Annotated in this window: 18 protein-coding genes and 1 pseudogene; 7 read left to right on the forward strand and 12 right to left on the reverse strand. The window is 70.2% G+C overall.

The features are described 5' to 3' along the window. Position 1: 1 nt before the first annotated feature. The 5 genes from HUO13_RS16615 to HUO13_RS16635 all read right to left on the reverse strand — a co-directional run bounded on the left by HUO13_RS16615 (position 2) and on the right by HUO13_RS16635 (position 5,895). A complete protein-coding gene (locus HUO13_RS16615) occupies positions 2–1,300 on the reverse strand; it encodes a macrolide family glycosyltransferase (RefSeq protein ID WP_249124914.1) in 1,299 nt (432 codons plus the stop codon). Beyond that, positions 1,293–1,925, reverse strand: a complete 633-nt coding sequence (locus HUO13_RS16620; RefSeq protein WP_211902225.1) for a TetR/AcrR family transcriptional regulator — start codon at positions 1,923–1,925, stop codon at positions 1,293–1,295. The genes HUO13_RS16615 and HUO13_RS16620 overlap by 8 nt, the downstream gene beginning before the upstream one ends. Before the next feature lie 148 nt (positions 1,926–2,073). After that, positions 2,074–4,299 carry a xanthine dehydrogenase family protein molybdopterin-binding subunit gene (locus HUO13_RS16625; RefSeq protein WP_211902226.1) on the reverse strand — a complete coding sequence of 742 codons (2,226 nt, stop codon included), beginning with the start codon at positions 4,297–4,299 and terminating at the stop codon, positions 2,074–2,076. Positions 4,300–4,309: 10 nt separating this feature from the next. Continuing rightward, on the reverse strand, positions 4,310–5,293 hold the full coding sequence (locus HUO13_RS16630; RefSeq protein ID WP_211902227.1) for an FAD binding domain-containing protein: 984 nt from the start codon (positions 5,291–5,293) through the stop codon (positions 4,310–4,312). Beyond that, positions 5,290–5,895 carry a 2Fe-2S iron-sulfur cluster-binding protein gene (locus HUO13_RS16635; protein WP_211902228.1) on the reverse strand — a complete coding sequence of 202 codons (606 nt, stop codon included), beginning with the start codon at positions 5,893–5,895 and terminating at the stop codon, positions 5,290–5,292. The genes HUO13_RS16630 and HUO13_RS16635 overlap by 4 nt, the downstream gene beginning before the upstream one ends. A 420-nt stretch (positions 5,896–6,315) precedes the next feature. On the opposite strand from HUO13_RS16635, the gene HUO13_RS16640 reads away from it, so the two are divergent. Then, the gene (locus tag HUO13_RS16640; RefSeq protein ID WP_211902229.1) at positions 6,316–6,639 is read left to right on the forward strand and encodes a hypothetical protein; all 324 of its coding nucleotides are present in this window, start codon (positions 6,316–6,318) and stop codon (positions 6,637–6,639) included. Positions 6,640–6,686: 47 nt separating this feature from the next. Here the strand turns inward: HUO13_RS16640 and HUO13_RS16645 are convergent, their stop codons facing one another. Then, positions 6,687–6,890 carry a three-helix bundle dimerization domain-containing protein gene (locus tag HUO13_RS16645; RefSeq protein WP_211902230.1) on the reverse strand — a complete coding sequence of 68 codons (204 nt, stop codon included), beginning with the start codon at positions 6,888–6,890 and terminating at the stop codon, positions 6,687–6,689. A gap of 288 nt (positions 6,891–7,178) precedes the next feature. Between HUO13_RS16645 and HUO13_RS16650 the strand changes: the two genes are divergently transcribed. Beyond that, a complete protein-coding gene (locus HUO13_RS16650; protein ID WP_211902231.1) occupies positions 7,179–7,736 on the forward strand; it encodes a DinB family protein in 558 nt (185 codons plus the stop codon). A gap of 22 nt (positions 7,737–7,758) precedes the next feature. Here HUO13_RS16650 and HUO13_RS16655 read toward each other — a convergent pair whose 3' ends face one another. Next, a complete protein-coding gene (locus HUO13_RS16655) occupies positions 7,759–8,292 on the reverse strand; it encodes a GAF domain-containing protein (RefSeq protein WP_211902232.1) in 534 nt (177 codons plus the stop codon). 226 nt (positions 8,293–8,518) lie between these two features. Then, positions 8,519–9,733: an IS110 family transposase gene (locus HUO13_RS16660; RefSeq protein WP_211896904.1), complete on the reverse strand. Its 1,215-nt coding sequence runs from the start codon at positions 9,731–9,733 to the stop codon at positions 8,519–8,521. Positions 9,734–9,960: 227 nt separating this feature from the next. Between HUO13_RS16660 and HUO13_RS16665 the strand changes: the two genes are divergently transcribed. Beyond that, a complete protein-coding gene (locus HUO13_RS16665; protein ID WP_211902233.1) occupies positions 9,961–10,305 on the forward strand; it encodes a hypothetical protein in 345 nt (114 codons plus the stop codon). Here the strand turns inward: HUO13_RS16665 and HUO13_RS16670 are convergent. From HUO13_RS16670 to HUO13_RS37485, 3 genes and pseudogenes are all read right to left on the reverse strand, one after another. After that, the gene (locus tag HUO13_RS16670; protein WP_211902234.1) at positions 10,266–10,721 is read right to left on the reverse strand and encodes a VOC family protein; all 456 of its coding nucleotides are present in this window, start codon (positions 10,719–10,721) and stop codon (positions 10,266–10,268) included. The genes HUO13_RS16665 and HUO13_RS16670 overlap by 40 nt on opposite strands. Positions 10,722–10,935: 214 nt before the next feature. Further along, positions 10,936–11,316 carry a zf-HC2 domain-containing protein gene (locus HUO13_RS37480; RefSeq protein WP_249125248.1) on the reverse strand — a complete coding sequence of 127 codons (381 nt, stop codon included), beginning with the start codon at positions 11,314–11,316 and terminating at the stop codon, positions 10,936–10,938. A 283-nt stretch (positions 11,317–11,599) separates the two neighbouring features. Continuing rightward, positions 11,600–11,914: pseudogene (locus HUO13_RS37485) on the reverse strand (RNA polymerase sigma factor); the annotation flags it as partial. Between the two features lie 433 nt (positions 11,915–12,347). Between HUO13_RS37485 and HUO13_RS37490 the strand changes: the two are divergent. The 3 genes from HUO13_RS37490 (at position 12,348) to HUO13_RS16690 (ending at position 13,828) form a co-directional block, all read left to right on the forward strand. After that, positions 12,348–12,860: a hypothetical protein gene (locus HUO13_RS37490; protein WP_249124916.1), complete on the forward strand. Its 513-nt coding sequence runs from the start codon at positions 12,348–12,350 to the stop codon at positions 12,858–12,860. 376 nt (positions 12,861–13,236) lie between these two features. Then, complete coding sequence (locus HUO13_RS16685) at positions 13,237–13,536, forward strand: hypothetical protein (protein WP_211902235.1); 300 nt, start codon at positions 13,237–13,239, stop codon at positions 13,534–13,536. Between the two features lie 49 nt (positions 13,537–13,585). Beyond that, positions 13,586–13,828: a hypothetical protein gene (locus HUO13_RS16690; RefSeq protein WP_432757842.1), complete on the forward strand. Its 243-nt coding sequence runs from the start codon at positions 13,586–13,588 to the stop codon at positions 13,826–13,828. Positions 13,829–13,870: 42 nt separating this feature from the next. Here HUO13_RS16690 and HUO13_RS16695 read toward each other — a convergent pair whose 3' ends face one another. Then, positions 13,871–14,599: a hypothetical protein gene (locus tag HUO13_RS16695; protein WP_211902236.1), complete on the reverse strand. Its 729-nt coding sequence runs from the start codon at positions 14,597–14,599 to the stop codon at positions 13,871–13,873. Between the two features lie 180 nt (positions 14,600–14,779). Between HUO13_RS16695 and HUO13_RS16700 the strand changes: the two genes are divergently transcribed. After that, entirely contained in the window at positions 14,780–15,484 is a 705-nt protein-coding gene (locus tag HUO13_RS16700; protein ID WP_211902237.1) for an Rv0361 family membrane protein, read from the forward strand. The last annotated feature ends 657 nt before the right edge of the window (positions 15,485–16,141 follow it).

The following is a 16,141-nucleotide window of genomic DNA, read 5'->3' on the forward strand; positions in this document are numbered from 1 at the left end:
ATCACCGGTGCGTGCTCCGGGAACGCAGGTGGTTCTGGATGGCGTCGGCCGCCGCGACCGCTCCGCCTTCCTCGCTGATGGACGCGCCCGCCTCCCGTGCCGCTGCGCGCAGCGACGGGTCGGTCAGGGCGCGGTCGACGGCGGCGCGCACTTCAGCGGCGGGAACCGGCCGGTTCGACAGGTTGTGGCGGAGTACGACGCCGGCGCCGCGATCGGCCACAGCCCGGCCGATGACCAGTTGCTCGGCCTGCTGCGGGACGACGACGAGCGGCACCCCGCACGCCAGCCCTTCCAGCGCGCTGTTCATCCCGCCGTGCGTGACGAACACGTCCGCGCGCCGCAGTACGTCGAGCTGCGGCACCGAGGCGCGGATCAGCGTGTTCGACGGCGGCGGGCCCAGCTTCGCCGGATCGGTGTGCGAGCCGATCGTGAGCAGGACACGTGCCGGCAGTTCCGCCAGTGCTTCGAAGCAGGCGCGGAAGAACGCATCGCTGCCGGTGTGCAGCGTGCCCAGGGACACCAGGGTCAGCGGTTCGGGGCCGTCGACGAAGGCGGCGAGCTCGGGGTCGAGCCGGTCGTCGCGGCGCTCCGCGGAGATCGTGGGCCCGACGAACCGGCAGTGCTCGTCGAGACGGGGGTTCGGCGACTGCATCCGGCTCGGTACCGGGAAGATCGTCAGGTCGCCGCGCATCGGCAGGCTCGGCGCCGGCGGGTAGGACTGCTTGCCGAACCGTTGCACCACGCGGCGCTTCGCCGACCGCGCGGCAGGAACACCGGGGAGGGCCTCGCGGAGGAAGTGCAGCCACTCGCGTGCGGTCAGGCAGGAGAAGTCCTTGCCGCCGACCATGATCGTCGTCATCAGCGAGATCATGGGCAGGCCGAGGCTCGCCGCGGCCATGCGGCCCCAGATCGCGTTGGAGTCGAACACGACTGCGGCGGGACGTTCCGACTTCAGCTCTGAGAGCAGGAACGGCAGCAGCGTCTCGGTGGCCTTCAGTATCCGGGCGACGACCCGGACCGGGCCGCCGGTCTGCGTGGCCTTCGCGATGTCGGCCGAACCGAGTGCGTCCGCCGGGTAGGCGCGGAACTCGCAGCCGGTGTCCTCGACCGCTGCTCGGAACTCGTCGCTGCTGTAGTAGATGACCTCCACACCGCGACTCGTCAGTTCACGCACGATCGGCAGGCTCGGGTTGACGTGGCCGGCAGCCGGCATGCCCACCACGACCACCCGACTCGCACCGTCCGCCTTTTCCTGGTTCGCCGGGCGGACGCCGGGCGAACCGGTTGCGCTGTCATTCATCGTCGTGCGCTCCTTCGCGCGATGTGGCGGGCCGGTAGCCGACCTGCCGGAGGATGTCGGTGAAACAGCTCTTGATCGCGTCTTCGCCGCTGTCGTCCGGATGCACGCTCACGTACAGCAGCGCCGCGCCGGCGAACATCTGTTGCAGGACGGCGGAGTCCACGTGCGGCGGCAGCTCGCCGGCCTCACGTGCCCGGTCCAGGGTGGCGCGCACCGGATCGACACCGCGGCGGCCGTGCGCGTCCGCGTATGCCTTCAGCAGTTCGGGGTAGTCATCGGCCGCGGCGTACAGGCGGCGCATCAGCTTGCGGTCGCGGGGATGCGCCAGCAGTGCGGCCCAGTGCGCGACCATCGCGTCGACGCCGGGCCACTCCAGCCCGCCGGTGTCCGCGTCGCGGTACTCCCACTCGACCGCGCTCACCAGCAGTGCGGTCAGGTTCGGGAACCGCCGGTACACGGTGGCGCGGGTGACCCCGGCGCGCCGCGCCACCCCTTCGACGCTGACCTGGCCGACACCGCGCTCGATCAGCAGTTCCGTCGCGGCGGCGAGGATCGCCTCGTCCGCCTCGGCGCTGCGTGGCCGACCGGGAGGCCGGCCACGCAGCGCGCCGTCGTCAGACTTCACGCTAGATACAATACAGAGCAGACCTGTATTGTATCTACCCGGACGACATCAAGATCCCGGCAATTCGAACCCCGGTGATCACCGTCGGGCGACTGAACACCGAGCCCCGGCATGCCCTGACCCGCTCCCCGGCAGGGCGGGGGAGGGGTCAGCTGTCCGCCAGTGGCAGCTCGGGCAGCAGTTTGTCGAGTGTGATGGGGAAGTCGCGCACGCGTATGCCGGTCGCGTTGAACACCGCGTTGGCCACCGCCGCACCGGCCCCGCAGATGCCCAGCTCGCCGAGCCCCTTGGCGCCGAGGACGTTGGCCTTGTCGTCGAAGCTCTCGATGATGACGGCCTCGACTTCGGGGACGTCGGCGTGGACGGGCACCAGGTAGTGCGCGAGATCCCGGTTGACGAAGGCGCCGGACCGCGTGTCGACGACGGCGTCCTCGTCCAGGGCCGAGCTCAGTCCCCAGATCATCCCGCCGATCAGCTGCGAGCGGGCGGTCTTGGCGTTGAGGACGCGACCGGCCGTGAACACGCCCAGCATCCTGCGCAGGCGGATCTCGGCGGTGTCGGCGTCCACAGCGACTTCGGCGAAGTGTGCACCGTAGGTGTTGATCGAGTATTCCTTGTAGTTCGGGTCATCGGCCATGGACTGGGTCTCGCCCTCCGCCTCCAGACCTTCCGGGTGGTGTCGTGCGACGAGCTCGCGCAGCTCCTCGGAAGCGCTGCCGACGCGCACGCTGCCATCGGCGAACACCGCGTCCGCGGTGTTCACGCCGTGCAGTGGGGAACGCGCGTCGTCACGCGCCTGATCCAGCAGCGTCTCGCGCAGGGACTCGCACGCGCGGTGGACCGCGGTGCCCGCGCCGCCCGCGCCCCATGAACCCCCGGAGCCGGAGCTGGTCGGGAACTCCGACGAGCCGAGCTCGACACGCACGCGATCGACCGGCAGTCCGAGCCCGTCGGCCGCGACCTGGCTGAGGATCGTGTAGGTACCGGTGCCGATGTCGGTCATGTCCGACTGGACGACGGCGGTTCCGTCCGCCTCCAACCGGACCCGCGCCCTCATCGGCAGCTGGAAGTGCCCGCGGATGGCGGTGGACATGCCGTATCCGATCAGCCTGCGTCCGTCGCGCCGGCTCCCGGGCGTGGTGGGCCGCTGTTCCCAGCCGAAGCGGCGGGCCCCTTCGCGCAGGCAGTCGACCGCGCGCCGGTCGCTGAACGGCACGCCCCGCTCGGGGTCGACCTCGGGTTCGTTGCGGATCCGCAGCTCGACCGGGTCCATGCCGAGCACGTGGGCCAGCTCGTCCATGGCCGACTCGACCGCCAGCATGCCCGTCGCTTCCCCTGGCGCGCGGACGTCCTCGCCGCGCGGCAGGTCGAGTGCCACCAGGCGGTGGCGCGTCAACCGATTGGGCGCGGCGTAGAGGGGCCGGGTCGTGGCGGCGCTCTGCTCGGCGTACTCGATGCGCGGGCTGGTGAACATCGTGGATTCGTGGGCGAGGGCGACCAGCCGCCCGTCCCGTCCCGCGCCCAGCCGGACCCGCTGGTCCGATGTGGGCCGCAGGCCGACGAGCTCGAAGATCTGCTGCCGGGTCTGCGCGACCTTGACCGGCATGCCCAGCGTGCGGGCGGCGAGCGCGGCCAGGGTCGTCTCCTGGTGGACGCGCAGCTTGGACCCGAACCCGCCGCCGATGTACGGGGTGACGACGTGGATCCGATCGCCGTCGAGCTGGAGCGTCGCGGCGAGCGAGGAGTGCGCCGAGTCGACGATCTGGCAGCTCACGTAGACCGTCAGGTGCTCGCCCTGCGGCACCGCGAGGCACGCTTGCGGTTCCATCGGCTGGGAGAACATGTACGGCGTCGTGTAGCGCTGATCGACTCTGACCGCTGCGGTGTCGAACGCCGCGTCGAAGTCGCCCACCGCGGTGTCGGTCGGCAGTCCGGCGTTCACCGCATCCGGGGCGTAGGCCTCGTCCTCGTGCGCGGCGAAGTCGAAGCGGCCCGGTTCCTCGGCGTATTCGACGTCGACGAGGCGGGCCGCGGCGCGTGCCTGCTCGAAGGTGGAGGCCACGACCAGCGCCACGGGCTCGCCGTAGTGGTGGACGTCGGGGTCGGCCAGCGCCGGATAGGCGCGCCAGTACTCGAAGGAGACGGACAGGTCGGGCACGCCCTGCGCCGGAGCGTTGTGGTGCGTCATCACCATGCGCACGCCGGGCGCGCGCTCGGCGGCTTCGGTGTCGATGCGGGTGATGCGGCCCTTGCCGATCGTCGCGCCGACGATGAACCCGTACAGCGGTTGTCCGTCCCACTGCTCGTAGGCGTAGGGGGCGCGACCGGAAACCTTCAACTGGCCGTCGACGCGGTTGAGCCCTTGCCCGATCATCGTCGCCTCCTCAGCTGGCCCCGGCCGCCTGCGCCAGCGTGCGGCACAGGGTGCGCTTGGCCAGCTCGATCTTGAAGTCGTTGCCGCCCTGCCCCACGGCGTCGCGCATCGCCGCCTCGGCGGCGGCGCGATAGGTGGCCGACGTGGCGGGGTTGCCTATCAGCGCGGCCTCCGCCTCGATCGATCTCCAGGGCTTGTGCGCCACGCTGCCGAACACGACCCGGGCGCTGTTGACCGTCCCGTCATCGGTCGAGACGATGACCGCCACGGAGACCAGGGCGAACTCGTAGGACGCCCGGTCCCGCACCTTGCGGTAGAGCTGACGGCCCGGCGGGGGCGCGGGCAGGATCACCGCCGTGATCATCTCGCCCGGTCGCAGGACGGTCTCGATGTGCGGTGTGTCGCCGGGCAAGCGGTGGAAGTCCGCGATGGCGACGAGGCGTACGGACCCTTCGGCGTCGAGCAGCTCGATCTGCGCCTCCAGCACCGCCATCGCGACGGCCATGTCGGAGGGGTGGGTGGCGATGCAGGCGTCGCTCGCGCCGAGGATCGCGTGGATGCGGTTGTAACCGCCGATCGCCGAGCATCCGGAACCGGGGTCGCGCTTGTTGCAACCCGCGGCCGCGTAGTAGAAGTACGGGCATCGGGTGCGCTGCAACAGGTTCCCGCCGACAGACGCCTTGTTGCGCAGCTGGCCCGAGGCGCCGGCGAGCAGCGCCTGCGACAGCACCGGATACCGCTCGCGTACCCGGGTGTCGGCGGCGAGGCCGGAGTTCGAGACCTGGGCACCGATGCGCAGTCCGCGGTCGGGCTGCTCCTCGATGTCGGTCAGGGGCAGATGGCTGATGTCGACCAGATGGCTGGGATGCTCGACATCGATCTTCATGAGGTCGAGCAGGTTCGTGCCGCCGCTGATGAACTTCGCGCCGGGCTGGGACACCGCGGCGACCGCGGCGCGCGCGTCCGTCACTCGCTCGTAGGTGAAGGGCCTCATTCCCGGCCTCCCTCGGCGACGCCGCGGATGGCGGCGACGATGTTCGGGTAGGCGGCGCAACGGCAGATGTTGCCGCTCATCCGCTCGCGGATCTCCTCGTCGGTCAACGCGATCCGGGCGGACGCCACGTCGGCGGTGACGTGGCTGGGCCAGCCCGCCTCCGCTTCGGCGAGCATGCCGACGGCCGAACAGATCTGACCGGGTGTGCAGTAGCCGCACTGGAAGCCGTCGCGCTCGAGGAAGGCGGACTGCATGGGGTGCAGGGCGCCGGGCGAGCCGAGACCTTCGATCGTCACGATCTCGTCGCCTTCGTGCATGACGGCGAGCGTCAGGCAGGAGTTGATGCGCCGGCCGTTGACGAGCACCGTGCAGGCGCCGCACTGCCCGTGGTCGCATCCCTTCTTCGTCCCGCCCATGCGCAGGTGCTCGCGCAGCGCGTCGAGCAGCGACGTGCGCGGATCCAGCTCGAGGCGGCGCTCACGGCCGTTGACGTTCAGCGTGATCGCCGAGAGCGGAATCGCCTCCTGCTGCCCCGGCCCCACTGCGGTTGACGTGCCGGCCGGGCCGGACGACTGGCGGGTGTCGGTCGCTGACTCGCCCATTGCGGCTCTCCTTCGCGCTTGTGAGGCTGCCGCCGATGTGAGGTCTCCGCCGGGTGCGCTCGGCCGCCGCGGCGCGACCGGGCGTCTTCGAGGGCGCTGAGGCCCCATCGTCAAGATCGCCTGGCATCCCCGGACCCCGCCGCGGCGCGGCGCCGGACGGACCGGCGCCTCCGCGACGGCGTTCCCCCGTGGCGGAGGCGCTGGGCTTTCGCCTACCGCACACAGGCTGGACGCGGGGTCGCTGGTGGAGACAGGGGCTTAAGTCCGTTGGGCGCGGAGCACGCCGTCGTGACAGCCCGCCGGCGTGTGCACAACCGCAGGTCAGTGGGCTGTTCGGCGCTCCGGGGTGGCAAGAGTGGCGACCACGCGAAGATTCGCTGATGCTGCTCTGGTGTTGGCCGGGTGCACGGAGGAGGAGTCATGGCTACCAAGCAACGGAGATCGGGAGGTCGTGAGGGGACGACGGTGAACCTGCCGGGCGTGACCGCCCAGTTCCACCAGCCCGATCACTACATCCCCACGCGCGATGACCTCGCGGGCGCGGTGAGCACCGTGCGGAGCTATCTTCCGTCCGGCAAGGCGATGGTCTTCTACGGCGGGCTGGGAGCGCTGGCGGCATTCGACGTGCTCGCGTGGCCCGTGGCCGCGGCGATCGGAGTGGGCACCGCGTTGGCCCAGCAGGCCGCGGCCGAGGGCGGGTCTGGTTCCGCGGGTGGCCGGCGGTCGGCTGAGCAGTCGAGCTGAGGCGTGCGGGTCGTCGAGCCGGCGCTCGGCGGCCCGGTTTGCGGTGGTCACGACGCGTCGGACAGATAGCGCCGCGCGCGGCGTTCGATGAGGATCGGAAGGTAGTTCGCGATCCGGGCTGTGGGCACGTACTCGGATGCCGCGATGTCGACCGCCGATGACACGCGCTCCCTGGGTACTGCCGGGAACTTGCGGGCGAGCTCGTCGTTGACCAGCGCGAGTTCTCGTTCGAGCCACTCGTGATCGATCATGGCCGCACCTCGCTGTCGGGCGACAGAGCTCCCGGTGGACCCGCGACGGGTCACCGCCGGTGCTTCGAACATCGGAGCGAAACGGAACGGACCGGATGGTCCGATCCTTCGGACCATAAGAGCAGGCGTCTACAGCATCCGCTACCGCACCCGGCGTCGTCGGGGATCAAGCCACCGAGGCCGTGCGTGCTCGTCACCGATTCCTCGGCGACTAGGTCAGGAACTGACCGATATGGCCTCTAGCGTTGCCCTTGATCGAAGCAAGTGGAACAACGGAGGGCGGAGATCATGACCTACAACGAGCTGACCACCCGCGACCAGGCCGATGCGCCGGAGATCACCGGCGAGCGCGCCGACCTGCTGGCGATGCTGGCCAAGCACCGGCACTTCCTGCGCTTCACCACCCGTGAGCTCACCGACGAGCAGGCCGGGCGGCGGACCACCGTCAGCGAGCTGTGCCTGGGCGGTCTGATCAAGCACGTGACCGCGGTCGAGCGGAACTGGGTGGAGTTCATCCTGCATGGTCCGTCGGCGATCGGGGACGTCGACACCATGACCGAGGCCGACCAGGCCCGGTGGGTCGACGGGTTCCGCCTGCTGCCGGGTGAGACCCTGGCCGCCGTGCTGGCCGACTACGCCGAGGCGGCTCGCCGGACCGACGAACTGGTCGCCACCCTGCCCGACCTGGACGTCACCCAGCCGCTGCCGAAGGCCCCCTGGTTCGAGTCCGGCGAACGGTGGTCGGCTCGCCGGGTGCTGCTGCACGTCATCACCGAGACCGCCCAGCACGCCGGCCACGCCGACATCATCCGCGAGTCCCTGGACGGCGCCAAGAGCATGGGCTGACGGCGGGCGCGCTCGGGAGCGCTCATTCGCCGAGCCGTAGCTGGTCTCCGGCGCGTGAGGCCGCGACCGCCACGGCCGCGTGCGAGGCGAAGATCCAGGCGAGTTGCTCGCTCAGCGCGGTGAAGCCGTAAGGCTGGTTCGCATACAGGTCCAGGGCGCCGAGCTGGTCGGAGTCGGTGAAGAGCTGGAAGCCCATCATGGCCCCGATTCCCAGTTCGCGAGCCCTGGGCGCGTAGCGCGGCCAACGCTTCTCGGCGCCCATGTGCACGACGCGGAACCACGTCGCGTCGCGGGCGGCGTCGTAGCACGGTCCCTCCCGCAACTCGCCCTGGGCGCTGTCGGAATCGGCCACGAGCTGACTCGTCGCGGCCAACGTCCGCACCTGCTCGCCGCGGACGAGCAGCACGCCGGCGTGGTCGCACCCGGGCACGGTGTCGACGGCCAACCGCGAGACGCGGACGAGGGTTTCGGTCACCGTCCGCACCTGCATCAGCTCGCGTGCGACCTCGGCCATCGTGAGCGCGAACTCGTCGGCGCTGTCCTGGAGCCGTCCCATGTGCCCCCTACCGTCTGTCCGAGCCCCACGAGCGCCACGGAACGCGGCCTCGGGGCGTCCCAAGGCAGTACCCCGAACTCCAGCACGAGAACCCCTCCCGGCAAGTAGTCGGGAGGGGAGAGGTAGGAGGGTTGCCGCGGCCCTCAGGGTGGTACCCGGTTGTCGGCCGGCATCCGGGCACCGGGCGTTGCCCGCCGGGGAGCTTCGAGGAGTCTCAATGATCGTGTCAAGCCGCGTCGGTCTGGGGCGGTGGCGTGATCTGGAAGGTGCGGCCGTCGCGCAGCAGTGCCCAGATCACGTCGACCAGGCGGCGGGCGAGCGCGATCAATGCCTGGGTGTGCCGTTTCCCCTCGCCGCGTTTGCGCTGGTAGAAGGAACGGGAGGGGCTGTCGGGGCGTTTGATGCTCGACAGCGCGGCGAGGTAGAACACCCGCCGCAGGCCGCGGTGGTAGCGCTTCGGGCGGTGCAGGTTGCCGCGGACGCGCCCGGAGTCACGGGGGACGGGGGCCAGGCCGGCGTAGGCGGCCAGGCGGCCAGGGTTGCCGAAGGTGGTCAGCAGGTCGCCTCCGGTGTCGGCAAGCAGCTGGGCCCCCAGGATCGTGCCGAAACCGTCGACGCTGGTGATGCGTTCGGCCTCGGGGTGGGTTTCGAAGCGTTCGCCGAGTTGTTTGTCGAGGTCTTTGATTTCCCGGTCGAGCTCGAGCAGTTGGCGGGCCAGCCGGGCGATCAGCGGCGCGGTGATCGTTTCCGTGGGCAGCGCCACGGTTTGCTCGCTCGCGGCAGCCAGTGCTTTGTCCACGATGGACGGGACGCTGCGGGTGTGGGCCTGGTGTTCGGTCAGATAGGACCGCAGCCCGTCCTCTCCGGCGGCGCGGACGCCGTCGGGGGTCTGGAACCCGGTCACCAGGATCAGCGCGGAGCGGGTGGAGAAGTCGAACGCCCGCTCCAACGACGGAAAGATCGAGGCGAGCAGTTCGCGGATCCGGTTGATTCCGCGCACCCAGTCGGCCATGAGGTCCTCGCGGCGGGCGGTGAGCACACCCAGATCGGAGACGATGTCGTTTGGGCTGGTCACCGGGGTCAGGTCCCCGCGCATGCGGGCGGTTTCGGCGATGGTGCGGGCGTCTTTGGCGTCGGTCTTGCCCTCGCCGGCGAACGCTCCGGCCATCCGGTTGACCAGCCGCCCGGGCACGTAGACCACCGGCTGCCCGGTGCCCAGCAACAACGTGATCAGCAGGCCGGCGGCGCCGGAGGTCATGTCCACCGCCCAGACCACCTCGCCTGCCTTCTTGCCGGCCCGGGCGATCAACGCCTCGATCGCAACTTGGCCGTTGGTGACCTTCTGGCTGAATACGACCTTGCCGGTCTCGTCCACCACACACGCGTGGTGGGTGTGCTTGCCGACGTCGATGCCGACCCAGACGATCTCGCGGACCTTCACCGAGCCCGTCCTCCCGTCATCCCAGCTCAACCCCGTGGACGACCCCGCCGGCAGCTCCATAAACAGCGACCACGCGCACAGATCTCAATCAGCGGTCAGGGCGTCCAGAACAGCGAGGCGGCCACTCCTCGGGAGCCACCCAACGGCAAGACAACATCAGCCACACCCCGCCGCCCTGGGCATCCAGAACACCACGTCCTGAACACCAACGATCTTATGGAGAGAACATGACTACGAAGCAGCGGAGGCCAACGGGGCGTGAGGCGACGACCGGGAACCTCCGGGAGGTCGCCGCCGTGCTCGACCAGCCCGATCGCTGCATTCCCACGCGCGATGAGCTCGTGTTCGTGTTCAACATCGTTCGGGGATATCTGCCTTCCCCCAGGATGATGGCCTTCTACGGCGGTCTGGGAGCACTGGCCGTTCTGGAGGTGATCGAGTGGCCCGTGGTGGCCGCGATCGGCCTGGGCGCCGCTGTGGCACGACGATCCAGTAGCGCGCGAACCGGCGAACTGGTCTTTCATCACCGGAATCAGCTTGGAGTGGCCGGTCGGTCTGCGAACACACCGTGAAGCATCCCGGTGGCTTCCCCGATCTCGATGAGGTAGCCGTCCGGGTCGCGGAGGTAGCACCGCAGCTCGGCCTTGCGGTCCTTGGGTTCGGTGAGGAAGTGCGCGCCTTTCGCGCGGGCGTCCGCGTAGAACGCGGCGATGTCGGCGACCCGGATGTTGAGGAACGCCGACACCGGGTCCCCGGGCTGAGGCGGGGTCAGCACGATGTCCGGCTTGTCGGGTGTGGGTCCGCCCCCGGGGTTCATGATGATCCAGCTGTTGGCGCTCCGGACGGTGGTGGGGTTCTCGGCCAACACGACCTGCCCGCCGAAGATGTCGGCGTAGAACTCCCGCGAGACCCTGACGTCACGCACGGTCAGGAAGTGCGTGACGACAAGTCCTTGCTGCGGTGCGGGGAAGTCGTCGTGGTCGGTCACGGGTGCCTCCTGGCGATCGTTCGGGCGCGACGTGCACGGAGTCGGCGCCAGGTGGGTGCCGGCAACTCCGGCTTCCCCGCCGGACCGAGGGGCAAACGATTAGCAAGGATTCCGCCGAGCACTGGGCACACCTCTGCGGACCCGTCGACGAACTTTTCGAAGCCGGCGCCCAGGAATCGAGCGCCTGAGCCGGGCGAGGCGTGGCGGCCCTGGCTCAAACTCCGTAGGCCGGTCGGAGCAGCCCCTGCTGGGCCGGTGCTGCGGTCGTCTCGGACGTCTCGGTTGCCTTGGCCGGGGCGTGTCCGTGGTAGCCGGCCAGGTAGGTGCCCGCGGGGACACCGAGCACGAGCGGGGCCAGGAACACGCGCAGCGACCGGTTCACGTCGGCCAGTTCGTCGGCCAGCCCACGGCAGCGCTCGCAGTTGTCCAGATGCTCGCGGACCTGATCGGTTTCCCGGCCGGACAGGCTGCCGCGGGTCCAGCCGCCGAGCCGGTCCACGGTGGGGCGGCAGCCGTCCGGTGGGTTCCCGGCCACGTGTACCTGGAGGTAGGCCATGCGGAGGCCCTGTCTGGCGCGGTAGGCCAGCGCGGCCACGCCGTTGGGAGTGAGACCGAGCAGCGGCGCGAGCTGCTGGGGCGACTCGCCCTCGACCCACGGTGTGCCACAGCACGGTCTGCCAGCGCTCCGGCAGGCGGGCGAAGGCGCGCAAGGCCAGCGAACGGTCCAGTTCGACGACCGCGGAGTCCTCGAACGGCTCGCTGATGGTCTCCAGCCGGACGCCCAGCGTCGTGGTCACGTCCTCGGCCAGCCGCAGCGGCCGGTCCTTGCGGGCCCGGTTGTAGGCGACGTGCTCGACGGTGACCAGCAGGTAAGGGCGGAACGCCTCGTCAGGACCGCGGCCGGCGCGCAGCGCGTCCAGCACCCGGGCGAACGCCTCGGCGACGTGGTCGTCGGCTTCGTGCGCGGACCGGGCAAGCTGTCGCGCGAGGTTGCGGGCGGCGGTCCTGTGCCGCTCGTAGAGCAACTCGTACGCGTCGGCGCCGCCCGCGCGGACCGCGATGATCAGGTCCCGGTCGCAGGGCCCCGGAACGTACTCGTGCGTGGCCATACCGCTTCGCTCCTGTGGTGACAGCAGTGGTTGACAACGGAACACCGCTGCCTCCATGCCATGACGCGAGAGCTGTACGCCCATTCGGGTGATCTTGTGTCGGAGGTGGGCCTGATGCCGTCACATGACGCTCCGTCACGTGTTCGGAAGGTGTGACAGACCCCTGGCAGCTTATCGGCATCATGCTGGCGAGTTCGGTCCTCGGCTTGGGCCGGCCGGCGTTGTTCCTGCTCGCCGTGCTCGCGCACCACCGCTGGCGCATCCCCGTGCGCGACGTGGAACGCCTGATCGACGCGTCATTCCGGCGCGGAAGCCCAGGAATCCGGCGGAGGCGCGCCTCGCGCCGCGAATCGGCGTCCCGGTAGCGAGCACGCGAACCGGGCGTTGCCGTGGACGTCTGGGCGTTCCCTTGGTTGCGTGGCGGAGATCAATCGCACTCCTCGTGCTCGTGGGGCATCCCTCGGCAGCCCGGGGCGTCTTCCAGTGCGGGAAAGGCCGACTGGAGGGAGCAAGGACAATGGGGATCAGGCCGACGAAGCGCAGCGGGTACACGGTCGCCCTCGTCGCGGCGGCGGTGGCCGGGCTCGGCATGCTCGGGGTGAGCGCCGCGCAGGCCACGCCGCCTCCGCCAACGCCGCCTCACTGCGGTGCGGGCGACGTGATCGTCTCGACGGCCGAGCAACCCGCGCCGAATGACCAGGAACGGCTCTACATGCTCACCGTGCAGGCCAAGCCCGGCGTGCAGTGCCTGGTGAGCGGTGCGCCGGAGAACCTGACCTTCTACGGTCAGAGCGGCGCGCTGCCCATCAACGTCGAGCTGCCTCCGCCGGGTAGCGGAGAACAGGTCGTCGTGGCCGAGGGGCAGCGGGCTGTTGCCTACCTCGGCGGGCCCAAGACCGAGGGGCCTGCCAGAGCCGCCTCTGTCAGCTTCACCTTGCCCGGCGACGACGCCCCGATCCGGACGGAGTGGGTCCGCGGTGGTGTCGATGGTCCGCTGCGGGCCGGCAACTTCACGACCGGGGTCAGCTGACCCGGACGACGGAACGGGACTTTCCCGTTGTGAGAGGGCGGGAAGTGCCTTCTCGGCGTGACAGGGGGAGGGCTGACTTCGGAGTGTCCTGGCGAATATGGTTGCGCGCCAAGCAAAGGCTGCTTTTGTCGCCAGTCGGGCAAGGATTGACCGGTCGGGGTTCTGTTGTGGCAGTGGCTTTTGAACGCAGCGCGCTGAGGGAGGCCGGCGGTACCGGTCGACCAGCACGCGATTGGCACCTTCGAGGTACCGGGTGATCTCGTTCGGCGGAGATCGCCTGGTTCCGGATGCGCGCGGTGCCGTGCTGTCCGAGGGTCGAGGCGCAACCGATCAACCGACCTGATCAGGAGGAACCGTGTCGCGCACCGTAGTTCGGATGACCGTGGCCACCACCCTCGCCCTCGGACTGGGCCTGGCCGGAGGCGCCGCCTTCGCCGATGAGGCCCCTGTGATCCCGGGCCTGTCCAACCTGTCCAAGCTCCAGGAAGGCCAGCCCGGCAAGAGCGAACCGGGCAAGGCCGAGACGAGCGTTTCGCACTCGAACGGCGAGCGCACGTCGACCAAGGACGACCAGCAGCAGGACACCACCTCGCAGAGCAGCGACGGACAGCAGGAGCAGGGCGACCGCGAACCGACGACGCGGCCGGCAGGCGGCGGCGAGTCCATCGGCGACTGAGCCGCGGCACGGCAACATCGCCCCGGTCCGCCACGAGCGGGCCGGGGCGATGTTCGTCAGGCCCTCGGGGCTATACAGCCCGGCGCTGGCCGAGGCCGCCGAGCAGGTTGTGCTCATCCCCGCCGAGGGCGTGGCGTTCTTCCCGTCGCTCGCGCCGGGCATGGCCGTCGCGCAGGCCATCGTCGCACATCTGTCCACAGTGGACCACGAGCGGACCGGGCGGTCGATCGAGGCGGCCGAGGCGCAGTGGGCGCGCTTCGGCCTGATGCACCGCCGGCCCAGGCGGGGCTGACCGGCAGCCCGCGCCACTGGCCCGCCGGGGCCGCGCGGTCGATCAGGCGGATGGCAGGTCGCCGGTGATCTGCTGGGTCGGGGTGTCCGGAGTGGTCAGGTTCGCGCTGACGATCCGCTGCAGGTGCCGGTTCGCGTTGTTGAGCTCGTGGCGCAGGCCGTGGACCTGCTTGGTCAGCGCGTCGCCGTCGGCCAGCGTGTTCGTCTCGACGGCGCGCAGCAGTACGCCGAGGGTGCCGTGCAGGCGCTGCTGGACGTCGGCGAACGTGACGACCTGCTGCTGCATCTCCAGCGGAGGTGACGTGCGCGCCACCGCCTTGATCATGGTGTCCTGCCAGCGGTGGGCGGCGTGCCGGTAGTGGCGGTCCGCGGCCGTCCGGTAGTGCGGGGCCACCTGGGGGTCCAGCGCGATGCGGATGAGCTCCTGGCTGGTGTCGACGATCTCGCGGGCGGCCTTGGTCACCGCGTAGGCCCACTCCCACTGTTCGGTCTGCGTGCTGGCCCGGTGTTCCTGCCGGGCCTCCTCGAGCTGGCTCCTGGACAGCTTGACCTGTTCCCAGGCGCGTTCGGCCTGCTCATGCGCTTTCCGGGCGGCCTCCGCCGCCTTGGCGGCGTCGCGCTCGGCGGCGGCCGCCAGGCGGCGCATCGCCTCCGTTCGCTGCTTCGCCTGCCGGGACTCCTGGCGGGCCAGCCAGAACTGCCACCAGGCGAGTCCGACGGCGATGAGCGCCAGACCGGCCGCGACCCACGTGGCCACCTCCTCGATCCGCATGCGCGAGACCCTGGCACATCCGGTCAACCCACTGGTACCGCTGAGCGCAATCTCACGGGCACCGTCACCCAGGGCGCCGCTTGACGTACGCGGGGTTGCGCACCGGCCACTTGGAACGCGCGGTGTCTGGTCAAGTACAAGTGGGGAGAGGCAGTTCCAGTCCGACCAGGAAGGATTTGCATGACACCTGCACCGCAAGAGCCCGGCCGCAGCAGTTCGGACGAGCCCGACAACTCGGGCGGTCCCGACAACTCGGGCGAGCTGTCCGACAACCAGGCAGCCGGCTCGGAGGAGCACGCCACGCCCGCTGAGTCCGAGAAGCTGCAGGAGGCCGATCAGCAGGCTGTGGACCAGCAGGATGCTGACGAGCAGGCGGCGGATCAGCAGGAGGCTGACGAGCAGGCGGTTGATCAGCAGGCGGCGGGCCAGGCAGGGGAAGCCGAGGCGGTTCCGGCCAAGAAGCGCAAGACCGGCTTGGTCGTCGGCATCGCCGCGGCGGTTCTGGTGATCGCCGGCGGCGCGGCCGCGGGCTACGTCTACCTCTGGGGTGCCTCGGCGCAGTCGGTCGCCGAGGACTACGCGGCGCTCACGACGCAGGAGACGCAGGACCCGCGAAGCGTGACGGCCGAGAGCTACCGGCCCTTCGTGTGCTCGCAGGCCATGCCGCAGATCGAACAGCTCCAGCAGGAGAAGGGCGAGTTCCTCAAGGTGGCCCGGCCGCAGGACCTGGAGCAGCTCAAGACGGTGAAGACGTCGGTGAAGAGCGTTCAGGAGAGCGGTGACTCGGGGACCGTCGCTCTGGAGTCGACGATTCCGGGCCAGCCGCCGCAGAGCACGAACCTGAAGCTGACCAAGGAAGACGGAGACTGGAAGCTCTGCGCCTGACGGCTCCTCCCAGGGGCCGGGTGTTGCGGACGTTGCCGATGTGAGCGATGGTGCGCCGGGTGCGCGACCGGTGCAGCCGCTTCGCACGTCCGTCCCCGGCCCCTTTTTCCGCCCTTTTCATTCCGGCCATCCGCCAGGAAGTTCGACTTACGTAAGCGTGACGCGAGAGTTACGCTCCACCTGCGGTGGGAACACGCGCAGGAGGCGTCGGGTGGCCCGGGCAAGGCTCTGGGAGATACCGGCCGTGCAGGGCGCGACCGGCACGGGGAGTCTTGCGATCTTCAGCGAGCCCGCCTTGCTGGCCGAGGTGAGCGAGGCGCCGCGCGCCCGCCACGGTTCCAGCACCGAGCACCGTGCATCGGCACGGCCGGGGAGCCCCGGGCATCCGCGCGAGTGCGCTCGAACGGGCCCCGCACCCACCTCGATCAAGACCGGTGCCAGCTTGCAGGCTTCCGGTCCTGAGCTCCCACCGCAAGGGGACTTTCCCCGGGAACGGGGGCGATATGACGGATGAGCACCCTGTGCGGCCGGCGTGTGTGCACGCCGGCCGGGGGGCCGCACTCCCGCGGACAACGCCCGCTCGCTCCGACCGGGCGCCGTGAAGCGGTTCGACCCCAGTTCGTCCGGCCCGTCGACGGGCGCGGACGAGGCGAACAA

The sequence above is a fragment of the Saccharopolyspora erythraea genome (assembly GCF_018141105.1).
Classification (GTDB): Bacteria; Actinomycetota; Actinomycetes; order Mycobacteriales; family Pseudonocardiaceae; genus Saccharopolyspora_D; species Saccharopolyspora_D erythraea_A.

Coding starts and splice junctions, on each gene's coding strand:
- HUO13_RS16645 (WP_211902230.1), bottom strand. CDS start 6,890: ATGATCGATCACGAGTGGCTCGAACGAGAACTCGCGCTGGTCAACGAC.
- HUO13_RS37490 (WP_249124916.1), top strand. CDS start 12,348: ATGGGGATCAGGCCGACGAAGCGCAGCGGGTACACGGTCGCCCTCGTC.
- HUO13_RS16700 (WP_211902237.1), top strand. CDS start 14,780: ATGACACCTGCACCGCAAGAGCCCGGCCGCAGCAGTTCGGACGAGCCC.
- HUO13_RS16630 (WP_211902227.1), bottom strand. CDS start 5,293: ATGAGGCCCTTCACCTACGAGCGAGTGACGGACGCGCGCGCCGCGGTC.
- HUO13_RS16685 (WP_211902235.1), top strand. CDS start 13,237: ATGACCGTGGCCACCACCCTCGCCCTCGGACTGGGCCTGGCCGGAGGC.
- HUO13_RS16635 (WP_211902228.1), bottom strand. CDS start 5,895: ATGGGCGAGTCAGCGACCGACACCCGCCAGTCGTCCGGCCCGGCCGGC.
- HUO13_RS16625 (WP_211902226.1), bottom strand. CDS start 4,299: ATGATCGGGCAAGGGCTCAACCGCGTCGACGGCCAGTTGAAGGTTTCC.
- HUO13_RS16695 (WP_211902236.1), bottom strand. CDS start 14,599: ATGCGGATCGAGGAGGTGGCCACGTGGGTCGCGGCCGGTCTGGCGCTC.
- HUO13_RS16665 (WP_211902233.1), top strand. CDS start 9,961: ATGACTACGAAGCAGCGGAGGCCAACGGGGCGTGAGGCGACGACCGGG.
- HUO13_RS16655 (WP_211902232.1), bottom strand. CDS start 8,292: ATGGGACGGCTCCAGGACAGCGCCGACGAGTTCGCGCTCACGATGGCC.
- HUO13_RS16650 (WP_211902231.1), top strand. CDS start 7,179: ATGACCTACAACGAGCTGACCACCCGCGACCAGGCCGATGCGCCGGAG.
- HUO13_RS16690 (WP_432757842.1), top strand. CDS start 13,586: ATGTTCGTCAGGCCCTCGGGGCTATACAGCCCGGCGCTGGCCGAGGCC.
- HUO13_RS16640 (WP_211902229.1), top strand. CDS start 6,316: ATGGCTACCAAGCAACGGAGATCGGGAGGTCGTGAGGGGACGACGGTG.
- HUO13_RS16615 (WP_249124914.1), bottom strand. CDS start 1,300: ATGAATGACAGCGCAACCGGTTCGCCCGGCGTCCGCCCGGCGAACCAG.